The 16652-nt window shown below is 40.9% G+C and carries 13 protein-coding genes and 5 tRNA genes; 7 read left to right on the plus strand and 11 right to left on the minus strand.

What is annotated here, in order from left to right:
- The first annotated feature begins 38 nt into the window (after nt 1-38).
- The 7 genes from pspF (at nt 39) to CWC11_RS12315 (ending at nt 6949) form a co-directional block, all read left to right on the plus strand.
- Nucleotides 39-1103 carry a phage shock protein operon transcriptional activator gene (pspF, locus tag CWC11_RS12285; protein WP_138682921.1) on the plus strand — a complete coding sequence of 355 codons (1065 nt, stop codon included), beginning with the start codon at nt 39-41 and terminating at the stop codon, nt 1101-1103.
- 15 nt (nt 1104-1118) lie between these two features.
- Nucleotides 1119-2726: an ABC transporter substrate-binding protein gene (locus CWC11_RS12290; RefSeq protein ID WP_058548400.1), complete on the plus strand. Its 1608-nt coding sequence runs from the start codon at nt 1119-1121 to the stop codon at nt 2724-2726.
- Nucleotides 2726-3760, plus strand: a complete 1035-nt coding sequence (locus CWC11_RS12295) for an ABC transporter permease (RefSeq protein ID WP_138682922.1) — start codon at nt 2726-2728, stop codon at nt 3758-3760. Before CWC11_RS12290 ends, CWC11_RS12295 begins: the two co-directional genes overlap by 1 nt.
- Nucleotides 3747-4640 carry an ABC transporter permease subunit gene (locus CWC11_RS12300; RefSeq protein WP_138682923.1) on the plus strand — a complete coding sequence of 298 codons (894 nt, stop codon included), beginning with the start codon at nt 3747-3749 and terminating at the stop codon, nt 4638-4640. The genes CWC11_RS12295 and CWC11_RS12300 overlap by 14 nt, the downstream gene beginning before the upstream one ends.
- Nucleotides 4641-5633, plus strand: a complete 993-nt coding sequence (locus CWC11_RS12305) for a peptide ABC transporter ATP-binding protein (RefSeq protein WP_058548403.1) — start codon at nt 4641-4643, stop codon at nt 5631-5633.
- Entirely contained in the window at nt 5633-6394 is a 762-nt protein-coding gene (locus CWC11_RS12310; protein ID WP_138682924.1) for an ATP-binding cassette domain-containing protein, read from the plus strand. The genes CWC11_RS12305 and CWC11_RS12310 overlap by 1 nt, the downstream gene beginning before the upstream one ends.
- Nucleotides 6395-6466: 72 nt before the next feature.
- A complete protein-coding gene (locus tag CWC11_RS12315; RefSeq protein WP_138682925.1) occupies nt 6467-6949 on the plus strand; it encodes a VOC family protein in 483 nt (160 codons plus the stop codon).
- 92 nt (nt 6950-7041) lie between these two features.
- Here the strand turns inward: CWC11_RS12315 and CWC11_RS12320 are convergent, their stop codons facing one another.
- From CWC11_RS12320 to CWC11_RS12370, 11 genes are all read right to left on the minus strand, one after another.
- The gene (locus CWC11_RS12320) at nt 7042-8943 is read right to left on the minus strand and encodes a SurA N-terminal domain-containing protein (protein WP_138682926.1); all 1902 of its coding nucleotides are present in this window, start codon (nt 8941-8943) and stop codon (nt 7042-7044) included.
- A gap of 171 nt (nt 8944-9114) precedes the next feature.
- Nucleotides 9115-9411 (minus strand): HU family DNA-binding protein, encoded by a 297-nt coding sequence (locus tag CWC11_RS12325; protein ID WP_303430189.1) that lies wholly within the window; start codon nt 9409-9411, stop codon nt 9115-9117.
- A 186-nt stretch (nt 9412-9597) separates the two neighbouring features.
- Nucleotides 9598-11958, minus strand: a complete 2361-nt coding sequence (gene lon / locus CWC11_RS12330; protein WP_138682927.1) for an endopeptidase La — start codon at nt 11956-11958, stop codon at nt 9598-9600.
- A 150-nt stretch (nt 11959-12108) separates the two neighbouring features.
- On the minus strand, nt 12109-13392 hold the full coding sequence (gene clpX / locus CWC11_RS12335; protein WP_058548409.1) for an ATP-dependent protease ATP-binding subunit ClpX: 1284 nt from the start codon (nt 13390-13392) through the stop codon (nt 12109-12111).
- Nucleotides 13393-13526: 134 nt separating this feature from the next.
- On the minus strand, nt 13527-14144 hold the full coding sequence (gene clpP / locus CWC11_RS12340) for an ATP-dependent Clp endopeptidase proteolytic subunit ClpP (RefSeq protein WP_058548410.1): 618 nt from the start codon (nt 14142-14144) through the stop codon (nt 13527-13529).
- A 166-nt stretch (nt 14145-14310) separates the two neighbouring features.
- Nucleotides 14311-15615, minus strand: coding sequence for a trigger factor (tig, locus tag CWC11_RS12345; RefSeq protein ID WP_138682928.1), 1305 nt, complete (start codon nt 15613-15615; stop codon nt 14311-14313).
- A 372-nt stretch (nt 15616-15987) separates the two neighbouring features.
- Nucleotides 15988-16064 (minus strand) — tRNA-Pro (locus tag CWC11_RS12350).
- Nucleotides 16065-16115: 51 nt separating this feature from the next.
- Nucleotides 16116-16192 (minus strand) — tRNA-Pro (locus tag CWC11_RS12355).
- A 15-nt stretch (nt 16193-16207) separates the two neighbouring features.
- A tRNA-His gene (locus CWC11_RS12360) sits at nt 16208-16283 on the minus strand.
- 24 nt (nt 16284-16307) lie between these two features.
- A tRNA-Arg gene (locus CWC11_RS12365) sits at nt 16308-16384 on the minus strand.
- A 44-nt stretch (nt 16385-16428) separates the two neighbouring features.
- Nucleotides 16429-16505: transfer RNA gene (locus CWC11_RS12370), tRNA-Pro, on the minus strand.
- Nucleotides 16506-16652: the final 147 nt, after the last annotated feature.

The raw sequence follows: 16652 nt of genomic DNA on the forward strand, positions 1-16652 counted from the left end.
CACTAACTGTTAGTAAAAATGACCAAGAGTTAGGAAATATGAGCCAATATCGCCAACAGGATAATTTACTCGGCCAATCTGATAGCTTTTTAGCTGTACTTGATCAGGTATCGCAGTTAGCTAATTTAGATAAACCGGTATTAATTATTGGTGAACGCGGTACGGGTAAAGAGCTCATCGCTGCGCGTTTACACTTTTTATCTAAACGTTGGGATCAAAACTACGTAAAACTAAATTGTGCAGCCCTTAACGAAAACCTCCTCGAAAGCGAATTGTTTGGTCATGAAAGCGGTGCTTTTACCGGTGCAAGCAAACGTCACGAAGGCCGCTTTGAGCGCGCCAACAGCGGCACTTTATTTTTAGATGAGCTGGCAAACACCTCAGCCATGGTACAAGAAAAGCTCCTACGTGTAATAGAGTATGGCGAATTTGAACGTGTGGGCGGTAAGCAAACCGTAAAAGTTGATACCCGTTTAGTGTGTGCAACTAACGAAGATTTACCGCACCTTGCACAGCAAGGTGAATTTAGAAGTGACTTACTTGACCGCCTTGCTTTTGATGTAATTACTCTGCCGCCACTGCGCGAACGTCAAGACGATATTATGTTACTTGCCGAGCAATTTGCGATGAACATGGCCCGCGACCTAGAGTGGGAGTTATTTAGTGGCTTTACCCGAAGCGCGACTGAAACCCTGTTAAGTTACGATTGGCCAGGTAATATACGTGAGCTTAAAAATGTAGTTGAGCGCAGCTTATATCGCCATGGCAGCGAACATATTCCCGTTCACCAGATTATTTTAGACCCATTTGAAAGCCGCTTTAGACCAAAAGCGCGTATTAAAGCCCCTATCCCCGCGCAAGTTGTTGCACAAGAGCCTGCTTTGGCCCCTGCGCCAAGTACTTTACCTAAAGCAGAGCCCGGTGAAGAAATACAGTTTCCGTGTAGCTTAAAAGAGCGCTCTAACGAGTTTGAAATAAATATGATTAATAAAGCACTCGAACATAGCCAATTTAATCAAAAGAAAACTGCAGAAGTACTTGGTTTAACGTATCATCAATTACGTGGCTATCTTAAAAAATACAACTTGTTGGATCAACAATAGTTAGAGGTTATGCGGGTGCATAAATTATTACTTGTTTTGCTTGCCACCACTTTAGTTGGTTGCCTTGATAGCAAAGAAGAAATCATAGAAGAAAAAAACCAAGGGCTAGTTTATTGCGCTGAAGCTAACCCTGTGTCGTTTAACCCTCAAGTAACGACTACAGGTTCAACTATTGATATTATCGCCAATCAGTTATACGACCGCTTAATTAGCATTGACCCCGTCACGGCCGAATTTAAAAGCGAGCTCGCTACCGATTGGAAAATTAGTAAAGATGGAAAGTCGGTAACCTTTACCCTTCGTAAAGACGTAAAGTTTCATACTACGTCGTATTTTACCCCGTCGCGGGACTTTAATGCCGACGATATTATATTTACCTTCAGTCGATTATTTGACGTATATAACCCATATCACTTTGTGGGCGATGCTAATTATCCGTACTTTCAAAGTGTGGGGATTGATCAGCTAATTCGTAAAATTGTTCGCGTGTCGGATTATCAAGTGCGTTTTGAACTGTTTAACCCTGAGAGCAGCTTTTTAGCGAATATGGCTACCGATTTTGCCGTGGTGCTTTCAGAAGAATATGCCATGCAGCTTAAAAAAAATAACCAAGAAAACTTATTTGATCAATACCCTATAGGCACTGGCCCTTATATTTATAAAGAGTACCGCCGCGACCATTTAGTACGTTTTTACCGTAATCCGCTGTATTGGAAGCACGATGTAGCCCTTGAGCAATTGGTTTACGATATAACACCTAATGGCACCACCCGCATTGCAAAAATGCTAACTAAAGAATGTGATATAACCGCTCACCCAAGTAGCGCACAACTCAGCATTTTGGCTCAGCGCGATGACATAAACGTAGAAAAAGAAACCAATTTAAATGTAGGTTATTGGGCTTTTAATACTGAACGAGCGCCGTTTGACGATATTCGCGTACGCCAAGCACTGGCGCATGCTATAGACACCGATAAAATAATGCAGGCTGTTTATTACGGAAATGGCACACGTGCACAATCTATTTTACCGCCAACATCATGGGCGTTTGAGCCACAAGAAGATATGCCTAGGTTTGACCCCGAACTAGCTAAAAAACTACTCATAGAAGCAGGCCTACCAAATGGCTTTGACATGACTATTTGGGCAATGCCTGTGAGCCGAATTTATAATCCTAATGCACGTAAAATGGCTGAGCTAATGCAAAGTGATTTACGAAAAGTAGGTGTTAACGTAAGTATTGTAGAGTACGAATGGAACACCTTTATCCAGCGCATTGGTGAACATCGCCACGACAGCGTATTACTTGGTTGGGCCGCTGATACACCCGACCCAGATAACTTTTTTAGCCCACTATTAAGCTGCACCGCTACATTTAGCGGTAAAAACCCTGCAAATTGGTGTAATCCGCAATTTGATTTAATGCTTACACAAGCACTCGACACCACAGATTTAAACAAACGTAAAAAATACTACGAAGATGCACAAAGCTTAATAATTAAAGAGCTGCCATTGCTGCCTTTAGCCCATGGCCTGCGTTTTCAAGCCAGTAGCGCCGATGTAGAGGGCATAACACTTGGCCCATTTGGTGCTATTTCTCTTGCCAATGCGAGGAAAAAATAATGATCGTAGATTATATTTTACGCCGCCTTGGCTTATTGTTTTTTATGATTTTAATGCTCAGCGTTTTTACTTTTTCTCTCGCTTATTTGTTCCCTGGCGATCCATTAAGTAATTTAAGTGGTGTACCTAGCAGCAACTTCGCTCAGCATAGCGAGCTTGAAGACAAATATTTATACAACAGCAATTACTTTATGCAATACATTGCTTTTTTAGGGCGAATATTTCAAGGTGATTGGGGGCTGTCGTTTGCCTCTGGTGGCAGTGTGTTTAGTCATATTTTTGATTTATTACCAGCAACGCTTGAGCTTAGCTTATATGCACTTATTGTATCAATTGTGGTGGGTGTACCAGCAGGCATTTTAGGCTCTGGCTATCATAAACGCTGGCCCGATAAACTCATAAACTCAACCACTATGGTGGGTTATTCTATTCCGGTATTTTGGCTTGCCCTGTTATTAATAATGATTTTTTCATTAAAGCTTGGCTGGTTTCCTATGTCGGGAAGAATGGGCTTACTTTATGAAATACCAGCAAGTACTGGGTTTATTTTAGTTGATATTGCTTTAGCGGGCTTTCCCTATAAAGGCATGGCTTTTGTAGATGCCCTGCGCCATTTAACACTCCCCACTATTGTACTGGCAATGTACCCCACAACGGTATTGGTGCGCTTTACACGTGAGTCTATGCTTAAAATAATGGATCAAAACTTTATTAAAACAGCCAGGGCAAAAGGCCTTAACCGACGTCAACTTATCATGCACCATGCGCTTCGTAATGCATTATTACCGGTTATAAAACAAATAGGTTTGCAATTTAGTACGCTAATTACCCTTGCCATGATAACCGAAGTTATTTTTTCGTGGCCAGGTATAGGCCGCTGGTTAATTGACAGTATTTATCAGCGCGACTTCCCAGCTATTCAAGGTGGTTTAATGGCAGTGTCTTTATTTGTTATATTAGCCACTATTGTAGCTGAGCTTACTTACACATTATTCGACCCACTCTCGCGGAACCAGGCCCATGGCAAAGTTTAATTTATTTTCTGAAGAGTCGAATAAATCGCCACTTGCGCGATTTTGGCGAAAATTTAAAAATAACCATCCTGCTCTTGTAGGTTTATGGATTTTTATGGCGTTTGCTTTATTAGCAGCCAGCGCGCCATTTTTAGCGCCTTATGGTGTAAATCAACAACATAGTGATGCCTTACTCATTCCACCTTCATGGCGTGAAATGGGCGATGTGCGCTTTATTTTAGGCACCGACGATTTAGGCCGAGATGTTCTCTCTCGTTTAATGAATGGCGCAACCTATACGTTTGGTTTGTCTGTGGTGGCCGCTTTATTAACAACAATTATTGGTGTTTTAGTCGGTACTTTTGCAGGTATTAGCCGAGGCCTTCGTTCAAGCTTTTTAAACCATTTACTTGATATAACGCTCTCAATACCTTCTTTATTATTGGCAATAATTATAATAGCCATACTAGGCCCAGGTTTAATGAATACCGTATGGGCAATTATATTAGCGCTACTGCCACAGTTTATTCACTCGGTTCGTAACTTAATTGTTGATGAGCTAGGTAAAGATTACATCACCGCGTTTAAGCTAGATGGCGCATCTAACTGGCATATTATATCGCGGGGAATTTTTCCAAATATTTACGAGCACATTGTGGTTATTTTCACTATGGCGCTTTCTACCGCAATATTGGATATTTCTGCCCTTGGCTTTTTAAAGCTAGGTGCACAGCCTCCCACAACCGAATGGGGCGCAATTTTAGCTGAAAACTTAGGCCTGATTTATTTAGCACCGTGGACGGTAGCTTTGCCCGGTGTACTGTTATTTTTAGCCGTATTATCTACCAATTTAGTAGGTGATGGCCTGCGACAAGTGCTCAAAGCACGTAAGGCAGATTAAATGCAATTACTTGATGTTCGTAACTTAACGATTGAACTACGTACCTCTGAGACGGTAATTAGAGCCGTAGACAGAGTGAGCTTTAGCCTAAAAGAAGGTGAAGTACATGCACTTGTAGGTGAGTCTGGTTCAGGTAAAAGCTTAATAGCAAAAGCGATTATTGGCGTATTAAACGAACGCTGGCATATAACAGCCGATCGTATACACTGGCGCGGTGTTGATTTAATGCGCTTAAGCCCAGAGCAACGCCGTAAAATAGTAAGCCAAGACATCGCCATGATTTACCAAGATCCAAGTAGATGCCTTGACCCTACCGCAAAAATATTTGACCAAATAGCCGAAACACTCCCTGAAGTTGCTCGCAAAGGTTTCTTTTTAAAACGCAACCGCGAGAGAAAAGACCGTGTAAAAGCACTTATTCACAAGGTCGGTATTAAAAATCACGAAGCTGTACTTAGTAGTTACCCGCATGAGCTCTCAGAGGGCGTGTGCCAAAAAGTAATGATTGCAATGGCCATCGCACGTACGCCTAAGCTTTTAATTGCTGATGAGCCGACTACAGCGCTTGAAAGCACCACCCGCGCGCAAGTTTTTAGGTTGCTAAAAAGCTTAAACCAGCTTAAAAACATGTCTATTTTGATGATTTCTCATGAACTTGAAGAAATTGCTCATTGGTCGCACGGTATCCATGTTTTGTATTGCGGGCAAATGGTAGAAGCAGGCCCTACTCATCAAATATTTAAACAACCTAGGCATCCGTATACACAAGCGCTCTTAAAAAGCTTGCCCGACTACGAGCAAGGCTTAGCCCATAAAGAGCCGTTTTATGCGCTTAAAGGTACCATTCCTACGCTGCAACATTTGCCTATTGGCTGCCGATTAGGACCGCGTTGCCCACAAGCGCAAAAGGCATGTGTCGTTACACCCGCTTTAACTAAGCATCATGGCCATAGTTATGCGTGTCACTTTCCGTTAATTAAGGACATGAAGTAATGCAGCCAGTATTAAAAGTACAAGCCCTTTGTAAAACCTTTAATGTACGCGCCGGGCTTTTTTCTCGCAAAAAATTTGAGGTACTTAAAAATATTTCATTTTGCGTAGGCAAAGGTGAAAGTATCGCCATAATTGGCGAAACTGGTGCAGGTAAAAGCACATTAGCTAAGCTGCTTTCGGGCGCTGATAACGCAGATAGCGGGCAAATTTTACTCGAAAATAATATTATTGAAGATAACGGCGTACGCGATAATCAATGTCGGCATATTCGCATGATTTTTCAAGACTCAGGTGCCTCGCTCAACCCTGGTTTAACCATAGGTGAAATGCTTGACGATTGCCTGCAGTACAATACCGAGTTTGATACAGCTCAGCGTGATGAAAAAATAGATGCAACGCTTTCTAAAGTAGGTTTATTAATCGATCATAAACATTATTACCCGCATATGTTTAGTGTGGGGCAATTGCAGCGTGTAGCGTTTGCTAGAGCTCTAATATTAGATCCGAAGGTAATTGTACTCGATGAAGCGGTTTCGTCTTTAGACCCTTCGATACGTGCTCAAATCGTAAATCTATTACTTAAACTGCAGCGTGATACTGGCCTCACTTATGTCATGATCACTCATCACCTTAGTTTAGTTCGCCATATTAGCGATTTAGTCGTCGTGCTTGATAAAGGTGAAGTAGTGGAATACGGGCGCACTGAAGAGGTATTTCAAAACCCACAATCAAAAGTTACACAACGTTTATTAAGCTGCTAATGCCGTTTTTTGTAATGTAAGTACATTTTAGAAGGTCTTGTTATTAACTTTTACTTTTAACAAGGCCGCTCCATGCTCAAACACACACTACTTAGTATTACTCCCCTACTGTTTTTATCTGCCTCTGCTATTGCCGATACCCCTAACAAAGTTAAAAACTGGGTTGGCGGAATCGATCATTTAGGTTTAACTGTTTCAGATTTAGATTCATCTAAAGTGTTTTTTACTGATGTACTTGGTTTTAAAGTGCTGGGAAATGATCCGACTTATCCTGCTTACTTTTTATCTAATAAAAAAATAACCATTACATTGTGGCGAGTTAAGAATGATGAAAAACGTGTAGAGTTTAATCGAGCAGAAAATGTGGGCCTACACCATTTAGCACTCAGTGTTGAGAGTATTGAAAAGTTAAGCGAGCTGTATAAACACTTAAAAATGCAAAATAATATTATTATAGAATTTGCACCAGAGAAGTTAGGTAAAGGCCCTGCGCAGCACATGATGATAAGAGAGCCTAGCGGTAATCGGATTGAGTTTATTGCGAGGCCTATCTAGCCCCATAAAATGATTAGTATTCTTGCGGACTGCTGAATTCAAGACAATAAAAAAGGCGCTCAAGGCGCCTTTAGTGTATTTGCTAAAACAACTTATTCAGCCGCTTGCTCAACGAGTGGTAAGTTAAGCTCAGCTTGTGCTTTTAGCGCTTCAATAAATACCATGTAGTTTTTATTAGCTTGCGCCATAGTAATTGTTTGCTTAGTTTGTGCATCAATGTTTTCTGCAACTTGTGCATCAGTCACCGATTTAAGCGCAACAATTGCTGAGTCACCATTGTTTAGATCAACAATATCAACCACTGCAGAATCTGCTGGGTGAGCCATTTTAAACGCTTGCGTTACAATAGCTGGCGATACAGTATAGCTTTGACGCGTTAATTGCGCTTCTTGGCGAACTGTTAAGCTTTGCTCTTGTGCAACATCATTTAAGCTCTTACCTGCTTGTACTTGAGCGAATAATTCACGCGCTTTACTTTTAGCAAGCTCTGATGATTTTTCGTTAACTAAGCGAGTTTTAATTTGCTCACTTACCTCTGTGAGAGGTTTAGTTGCTGCAGGTTTGTGTTCGTTAATACGAACAACAACTGCGTGCTCATCACCAAGTTCAATAACCTCAGAGTTTACTTTATCTTCTAGTAAATCAACTGATGTTAGCGCTGTAATAACCGCAGGGTTATTTAATGGCTCAGGAAGTGCGTTAAGCGCTAAAAGCTCTGTAGATTTAACTTCAATGTCTGCAGCTTCTGCGGCGTCATCTAAACGGTCTGAAATTTCGAACGCTAATGCGCCCATTTCAGTTTGCTTCTCGTAAAATGCATCTACTTTTTCAGTTTGCTCAAGCTCAGCACGTAAATCTGCTTTAACATCATCATACGCTTTTACTTGTTGTGGCTGAAGATCTGTAAGCTTAATAATGTGATAACCAAACTCAGATGCAACAACCTCTGAAAAATCACCTTTATTTTCAAGTGCAAAAGCTGCCTCTTCAAATGCAGGGTCCATTACATCACGCTCAATCCACTCAAGGTCGCCGCCCATTTCACCGCTTACAATATCATCAGACGATGACTCAGCAAGCTGTGCAAAATCTGCACCTTGCTCAAGTTGAGCGTGTAGCGCGTTAGCTTTTTCTTTAGCTGCATCGTCGTCTTCACTGTTATCAATTAAGATATGCGATACACGGCGTTTTTCAGGCTCGATGTACTGCGCTTTATTTTGCTCGTAATACGCTTTTACATCATCCTCAGTTACCGACTCAACGTTAATATCTGACGCATTTAATTCAATATAATTTACTGAAATTAGCTCTGGCGATAAAAACTGTGAAGAGTTTAGGTCGTAGTAATCAGAAATTTCTTGCTCTGATACTTCAATGTCTTTTGCTAGTGCTTCTTTGTTAACGACTAAGTAGTCAATGCTACGCGTTTGTTGCTGTAGTGCAATTGCACTCTTAAGCTCGCTTTCTAATGCAAAGTCAGTACCTGCTACAGCTGATACTAATTGGCTGCGCGTCATATCTTTACGAAGGTACTCACGAAATGCATCTGGTTGAAAGTTCATTTGACGAATTACTTGTAGGTAACGGTCGTTATTAAACTTTTCGCCAATTTGAAAGTAAGGTAGTTCTAAAATTGTTTTACGTACGCTGTCGTCGCTTACGCGAAGGCCTAAATCTGCCGCTAATTGTGATTGCAATTCTTGTTGTACTAAGCGGTCAATTACACCTTGACGTATTTGTGCCATATAATTTGGATCGGCTGCAATTTGTGTAAAGTATTCACCAAATTGTTGCTCTAAACGGCTACGTTCGTTTTGATAAGCACGATTAAATTCGGTTTGGCTAATTTTAATTCCATTTACTTCAGCAACGGGTTGTTCTGTGGTTTGACCTAAGTAACTACCGATCCCTGCTAAGGCAAAAGATAAAATCACCGCGCCTAAAATTATTTTGGCTACAGGGCCTTGTGAGCCCTCTCTGATTTTCTCAAGCATTTGTTTATCTCTTTTTGATCAAGGTATTTTACCTTGTCACATGTAAAAAAAGCGTATCTTACCAGATACGCTTTTTCACTTGAAGTAACTGGCGGTAAAGTTACTTAATTCATCTGTTGTGGTGAATCAGTATCTTTACACTCGCCATAACTAATGTGTGTAAAACAGTGATTAGTTTACTGCGTCTTTAAGCGCTTTACCGGCTTTGAAAGCTGGGATATTAGCTGCAGCAATTTGAATAGTTTCACCAGTTTGTGGGTTACGGCCTGAACGTGCAGCACGTTCACGTACTGAGAAAGTACCAAAACCTACAAGTGCAACTGAATCGCCATCTTTAAGCGCGCCAGATACAGATCCGATGAATGAATCTAGTGCACGACCTGCAGCCGCTTTAGAAATGTCAGCGTCAGCTGCGATTTGATCGATTAATTGAGATTTATTCACAATATCATCCTCTTTCATTGTTATTATCAAGAGCGATGGTTTTTTAAACTAACATCACTTTTTTGAAAATTTTAGAGCAAACTTTTAATGCTCACATGATTATATTTTTCTTAAGCCTAGGCCCCATAAGGGCTAGGCTTGAAAACCAGTGCTTAACTTATCATACCGTTTAGATTTGAAAAGCCCTAAAAAGCACTTTTTTTGGGTTTTTTATTGGTTTTTCGGTGTTTCGGGCGAAAAACTCTCAACAGGATGCACTAAAGCAAGCTTTAACACCTCGTCAATCCACGTAACAGGGTGAACATCAAGACCTGCCAGCACGTTGTCTGGGATCTCTTTTAGGTCACGCTCGTTAATTTTTGGAATGATGACCGTTTTAATTCCACCGCGATGCGCAGCCAATAACTTTTCTTTAAGGCCACCAATTGGTAATACTTCACCACGTAGTGTTATTTCGCCTGTCATCGCCACGTCAGCTTTTACAGGGTTACCCGTTAAGCTAGACACTAAACCCGTTACCATCGCAGCACCGGCACTTGGGCCGTCTTTAGGTGTTGCACCTTCAGGTACGTGAACGTGTATGTCGCGTTTTTCGTAAAAATCGCTATTAATACGGAATGTATCAGCACGATTACGTACCACAGTCATCGCAGCCTGAATCGACTCTTGCATTACATCACCTAGCGAACCTGTGTAACTTAACTTGCCTTTACCTGGAACAGCCGCACATTCAATAGTAAGTAAGTCGCCACCTACTTCTGTCCATGCTAAACCAGTTACTTGGCCAATACGGTTACCATCTTCAGCTTTACCATAATCAAAGCGCTGCACACCTAAAAAGTCTTCTAGGTTATCTTGATTGATAGTCACAGTTTTTGTGTCTTTTTCTAGCAAGATATTTTTAACGGCTTTACGGCACAGTTTAGATATTTCACGTTCTAGATTACGTACACCCGCTTCACGCGTGTAATAACGAATAATGCCAATAATAGCGCTATCTTCTATTACTACTTCATTATCTTTTAAGCCGTTACGTTTAACTTGCTTAGTAATAAGGTGCTCTTTTGCAATGTTTAGCTTTTCATCTTCGGTGTAACCCGATAAGCGAATAACTTCCATACGGTCCAATAATGGGCCCGGGATATTAAAGCTGTTTGATGTAGCTACAAACATAACGTCAGATAAATCGTAATCTACTTCAAGGTAATGATCGGCAAAATGGCTATTTTGCTCAGGATCAAGTACTTCTAAAAGTGCTGATGCTGGGTCGCCGCGCATGTCTGATGACATTTTGTCAATTTCATCTAACAAGAATAATGGGTTTTTAACGCCCACTTTAGACATGTTTTGAATTAGCTTGCCTGGCATAGAACCAATGTAAGTACGACGATGGCCACGAATTTCAGCCTCGTCACGTACGCCACCTAAAGCCATACGCACATATTTACGGCCAGTAGAGCGCGCTATTGATTGCCCTAAAGATGTTTTACCAACACCTGGAGGACCCACTAAACATAAAATAGGCCCTTTAAGCTTATTTGTACGCTGTTGTACTGCGAGGTATTCAATAATACGTTCTTTAACTTTATCTAAGCCGTGGTGATCGCTATCAAGAATTTTTTGCGCGCCCGCTAAATCTTTTTTCACTTTAGAGCGTTTTTTCCATGGCACGTTAATTAACGTATCAATGTAAGAACGCACAACCGTGGCTTCAGCAGACATTGGCGACATCATTTTAAGCTTATTAAGCTCAGTAGTGGCCTTTTCTTTAGCTTCATCAGGCATGCCAGAGTCTTCAATACGCTTTTTAAGCGCTTCAAATTCGTCAGGCACATCATCAAGTTCACCAAGCTCTTTTTGAATGGCTTTCATTTGCTCGTTGAGGTAATACTCGCGCTGAGATTTTTCCATCTGCTTTTTCACGCGGGTACGAATTTTCTTCTCAACTTGCAGTAAGTCTATTTCACCTTCCATCAACGCCATTAAATACTCTAAGCGTTCAGTCACACTTGAGATTTCTAGCACTTTTTGTTTTTCAGGCACTTTAAGCGGCATATGCGCTGCCATTGTGTCGGCAAGACGTGCTGGCTCATCAATACCCGACACAGAAGTTAATACTTCTGGTGGAATCTTTTTGTTTAGTTTTACGTAGCCTTCAAACTGGCTAATAGCGCTGCGAATAAATATATCTTGCTCTTGCTCGTCTACCGAATCAGATTCAATAAATTGGGCGTTAGCAACAAAAAAGTCATCGTTATCTACAAATTCTTCAATTTGTGCGCGTTGTGTACCTTCAACTAAAACTTTCACTGTACCGTCTGGTAATTTTAATAACTGAAGTACAGTGGCAATAGTACCAATACGGTAAATATCATCTTGTTCTGGTTCATCTACAGTTGCATCTTTTTGTGCAACCAAGAAAATTTGTTTGTCTTTGTCCATTGCCGCTTCTAGGCATTTTATTGATTTTTCACGGCCAACAAAAAGCGGGATCACCATGTGTGGATATACCACAACATCGCGCAGTGCTAGGACTGGGATTTCGACTCGGTCGGTTCTCTCAAGCGTCATTATATTTTCTCTTCGCACTTTATTTATTTAAAAGATTACTCAAGTATATGGGGATAAACTAATTAAAGTTCAACAATTTTCCCCTACTCGACTAAATTAATTATAAAAAAAGGAGCCTAAGGCTCCTTTTTTATGCAAATAGCTTAAAAACTACTCAGATGCAGCTTTGTCTTGTTTATTGTTTTCATAAATCAAGATTGGGTCTGACTCACCTTTAATAACGGTTTCATCAATAACCACTTTGCTTACATCGTCCATAGACGGTAGTTCGTACATGGTATCAAGTAATACACCTTCAACAATCGAACGAAGACCACGAGCACCTGTTTTGCGCTCCATTGCTTTGTGAGCAATTGCAGCTAAGGCGTCATCACGAAATTCAAGTTCAACGTCTTCCATACCAAACAATACAGAGAACTGCTTAGTAATCGCGTTTTTAGGTTCACTTAAAATTTGCACAAGCGCTGCTTCGTCAAGTTCAGTTAACGTAGCAACAACCGGTAGACGACCGATAAATTCAGGGATTAAGCCGTATTTAACTAAATCTTCTGGCTCTACGTCTTTAAATGTATCACTTAAAGAACGGCTCGCCGCAGACTCTTTTACGTTAACGCCAAAACCAATCCCGGTGTTTTTATGGCTGCGCTGCTCAATTACTTTATCTAGGCCTGCAAATGCACCACCACAAATAAATAAGATCTTTGATGTGTCTACTTGTAAAAACTCTTGCTGTGGGTGCTTACGACCACCTTGTGGTGGAACCGAAGCAACAGTACCCTCAATCAGTTTAAGTAGTGCTTGTTGCACACCTTCACCTGATACATCACGTGTGATTGATGGGTTATCTGATTTGCGAGAAATTTTGTCAATTTCATCAATGTAAACAATACCGCGCTGGGCTTTTTCTACATCGTAATCGCATTTTTGCAATAGTTTTTGAATGATGTTTTCTACATCTTCACCTACATAACCGGCTTCGGTTAATGTTGTGGCATCAGCCATAGTAAACGGCACATCTAAAAGGCGTGCTAGCGTTTCTGCAAGTAATGTTTTACCACTACCTGTTGGGCCGATAAGTAGAATATTACTTTTACCTAGTTCAACTTCCTGCTTTGTAGATTGGTTACGCAAGCGTTTGTAGTGGTTGTATACCGCTACTGACAATACTTTTTTAGCATGGTCTTGACCAATTACGTAGTCGTCTAGGTGATTACGAATTTCTTTTGGCACAGGTAGTTTATCAGACGCATTATGCTTAGGAGCAATGTCTTTGATTTCTTCCCTGATGATATCGTTACACAGCTCTACACATTCATCACAAATGTATACTGAAGGACCTGCAATTAATTTACGAACTTCATGCTGGCTTTTGCCACAAAAAGAACAGTATAACAATTTATTACTTTTGTCGCCGTCTGTAGGAGTGTCAGACATTCAGCTACCTCATTTTATACGTTGGCTGCCAAACCGGTTGGCAACTATTCAAATTCGCTTTTAACTATACCAAAATTTACCGGTTTTCGCATAGTAACTCATAGTGGCAAGCAATAGTTTGCTTGCCTACACGCTTACTTGCTATCGCGATTTGTAAATACTGAGTCTACAAGTCCGTAGTCTACAGCTTGTGATGCACTCATAAAGTTATCACGATCTGTATCGCGTGAAATAACATCTAATGGTTGGCCTGTATGCTCAGCCATTAAGCGGTTAAGTTTGTCTTTAATAGACAGAATTTCTTTAGCGTGTATTTCAAAATCAGACGCTTGACCTTGGAAACCACCTAATGGTTGGTGAATCATTACACGTGAGTTAGGTAGACAAAAACGCTTACCTTTAGCACCCGCTGTAAGTAAAAATGCGCCCATGCTTGCTGCTTGACCAACACAAATTGTGCTTACATCTGGTTTGATGAAGTTCATTGTATCGTAAATTGCCATGCCTGCAGTAACTGAACCACCTGGTGAGTTGATATATAAAAAGATATCTTTGTCAGGGTTTTCTGATTCTAAAAATAGCATTTGCGCTAAAATTAGATTTGCCATGTTGTCTTCAACCTGGCCTGTTAAAAAGATAATACGCTCTTTTAATAATCTCGAATAAATATCATACGAGCGCTCGCCTTTAGCCGTTTGTTCAACAACCATAGGGACTAATGCGTTTAGGGGATCTGTAATACCAGTGTTCATACTTATTTAATTCCTTATGCGCTTATACTTATCCTTCACTATAAGAAAAGCATAGTTATCATTTTTCGCAAATTAAGAGCCACAAACTAAAATGGCCCGGGCACACTGCATAAACAGAGTAACACGAGCCATTTAATCGTTAGCGAGAGCTTAAGTCAATGACTTATTAAGCACCTTGCTGCGGATTCATGATGTCGTCAAATGCTTTTTCAACGTCAGAAACATTTGCTTTAGCTAAAATAGCTTCAACTGCTTGCTCTTCCATTGCTACATTACGCATTTGCTGCATTAGTTGATCATTACCTTTGTAGTATTCTACTACTTCAGTTGGATCTTCGTATGCAGACGCTACTGTTGCGATTAGTGCTTCAACTTTAGCATCATCAACTTTGATGTCGTTAGCTTTGATCACTTCACCTAATAAAAGGCCAGTTTTAACGCGAGTTACAGCTTGCTCATGGAACAATTCAGCTGGAAGCTCAGGCATGTTTTTAGCGTCGCCGCCAAAACGTTGAGCTGCTTGCTGACGTAGTGCGTCAACTTCTTGATCAACAAGTGCTTTTGGCACTTCAATTTCGTTATTTTCTAAAAGACCTTTAATTGCTTGGTCTTTCACGTTAGCTTTAACCGCTTGGTCAAGCTCACGTGTCATGTTCTTTTTAACTTCTTCTTTAAGCGCGTCTACGCCGCCTTCGGTAACACCGAATTTAGTTGCAAACTCTTCGCTTAATTCAGGTAACTCTTGCGCTTCAACTTTTTTCACTGTGATAGTGAATTGAGCCGCTTTACCTTTAAGATTTTCAGCGTGGTAGTCATCAGGGAAAGTTACATCAGCAACTACTTCTTCGCCTGCTTTTTTACCTACGATGTTATCTTCAAAACCTGGGATCATACGACCTTGGCCAAGTTCTAATGGGAAGTCTTCAGCTTTACCGCCTTCAAATACTTCACCGTCGATAGTACCTACGAAATCAACAGTTACACGGTCGTTTTCGCCAGCAGCTGCATCAACATCAGCCCAAGAAGCGTGTTGTTTACGAAGTGTTTCTAGCATGTTTGCTAAATCTTCGTCAGTTACTGTAACTGCTGGTTTTTCTACAGCAATTTTATCTAAACCTTGAACTTCAACTTCAGGGTAAACTTCAAACGTAGCTGAGAATTCTAAATCTTTACCTGCTTCAAGAGATTTTGGAGCAAATGATGGTGCGCCAGCAGGGTTAATTTTTTCAGCAACGATTGCCTCAATGTAATTACGTTGCATTACTTCGCCAGCAACTTCTTGACGAACTGCAGGACCAAAACGCTTGTTAATTACTGAAACTGGAACTTTACCAGCACGGAAACCATCAATACGCTGTGTTTTTGACAGTTGTTGTAAGCGTTTTTTTACTTCGGTCTCAACGTTCTCTGCAGGAACGGTGATGGTCAGACGGCGCTCAAGGCCTTGAGTCGTCTCAACAGAAACTTGCATGATTTACCTCAATATTCAATTTTGGCGACTGTTCGCCTTCCTTACAAACAAAGTACCTTCATGAGTCTTGATAAAATTTAAGCTAAATTTAATGCTTAAATACATCCGTCGCTACCATGAGATATCATTGCTGCTCTGCCCTTCGGGCACTATGTTAAACAATAGACGCGGCATTATAACCTAATAATCATGAGAGTCGAGTGTAGGGGGCAATTATTTAGGCTAGATCGGCACTGATCGCGCACAACCGAATAAAAAACAAACTAATTAGATTGTAAGTAATTAAAATTTTATTAATGAATTTGAATATAAAGATAAGGTATGGAATATAGAGTATTAATTTTCACTTTTCATTATTTGATATAATGAAAGTGGTCGGCGATGCAGGATTTGAACCTGCGACCCCTTGGACCCAAACCAAGTGCGCTACCAAACTGCGCTAATCGCCGATATATATTGTGAATACTTAAACTTTGAATTTAAGACCACTTATAAGAAAGTGGTCGGCGATGCAGGATTTGAACCTGCGACCCCTTGGACCCAAACCAAGTGCGCTACCAAACTGCGCTAATCGCCGATACTCAATGTAAATTGGGGTGACTGATGGGGCTCGAACCCACGACAACCGGAATCACAATCCGGGGCTCTACCAACTGAGCTACAATCACCGCTACATTTACACGTTTTCAACATGGTGCGCCCAGAAGGATTCGAACCTTCGACCCACGCCTTAGAAGGGCGTTGCTCTATCCAGCTGAGCTATGGGCGCATCGAAAACTTCATAGCGTACAAATAAGCTTACTTTTAAAAAAGTGGTCGGCGATGCAGGATTTGAACCTGCGACCCCTTGGACCCAAACCAAGTGCGCTACCAAACTGCGCTAATCGCCGATGCTTACTATTGTTAACGAATGACCTCGTTGACAACGGGGTGCATAATAGTGATTTGACGGGGTTAGGTCAAACGTTTTTTTAAGAAAACCAATCAACTGCTTATTTTTAGCTCACAATGGTTAAATATTGCAATGTAGGGTTTAA

The organism is Pseudoalteromonas sp. S3178, from assembly GCF_005886985.1.
Classification (GTDB): Bacteria; Pseudomonadota; Gammaproteobacteria; order Enterobacterales; family Alteromonadaceae; genus Pseudoalteromonas; species Pseudoalteromonas carrageenovora.

Bases quoted from the DNA above. Each gene is read 5' to 3' on its own strand.
- pspF (WP_138682921.1), top strand. From the start codon at position 39: ATGAGCCAATATCGCCAACAGGATAATTTACTCGGCCAATCTGATAGC.
- CWC11_RS12295 (WP_138682922.1), top strand. From the start codon at position 2,726: ATGATCGTAGATTATATTTTACGCCGCCTTGGCTTATTGTTTTTTATG.
- CWC11_RS12300 (WP_138682923.1), top strand. From the start codon at position 3,747: ATGGCAAAGTTTAATTTATTTTCTGAAGAGTCGAATAAATCGCCACTT.
- CWC11_RS12305 (WP_058548403.1), top strand. From the start codon at position 4,641: ATGCAATTACTTGATGTTCGTAACTTAACGATTGAACTACGTACCTCT.
- CWC11_RS12310 (WP_138682924.1), top strand. From the start codon at position 5,633: ATGCAGCCAGTATTAAAAGTACAAGCCCTTTGTAAAACCTTTAATGTA.
- CWC11_RS12315 (WP_138682925.1), top strand. From the start codon at position 6,467: ATGCTCAAACACACACTACTTAGTATTACTCCCCTACTGTTTTTATCT.
- CWC11_RS12320 (WP_138682926.1), bottom strand. From the start codon at position 8,943: ATGCTTGAGAAAATCAGAGAGGGCTCACAAGGCCCTGTAGCCAAAATA.
- lon (WP_138682927.1), bottom strand. From the start codon at position 11,958: ATGACGCTTGAGAGAACCGACCGAGTCGAAATCCCAGTCCTAGCACTG.
- clpX (WP_058548409.1), bottom strand. From the start codon at position 13,392: ATGTCTGACACTCCTACAGACGGCGACAAAAGTAATAAATTGTTATAC.
- clpP (WP_058548410.1), bottom strand. From the start codon at position 14,144: ATGAACACTGGTATTACAGATCCCCTAAACGCATTAGTCCCTATGGTT.
- tig (WP_138682928.1), bottom strand. From the start codon at position 15,615: ATGCAAGTTTCTGTTGAGACGACTCAAGGCCTTGAGCGCCGTCTGACC.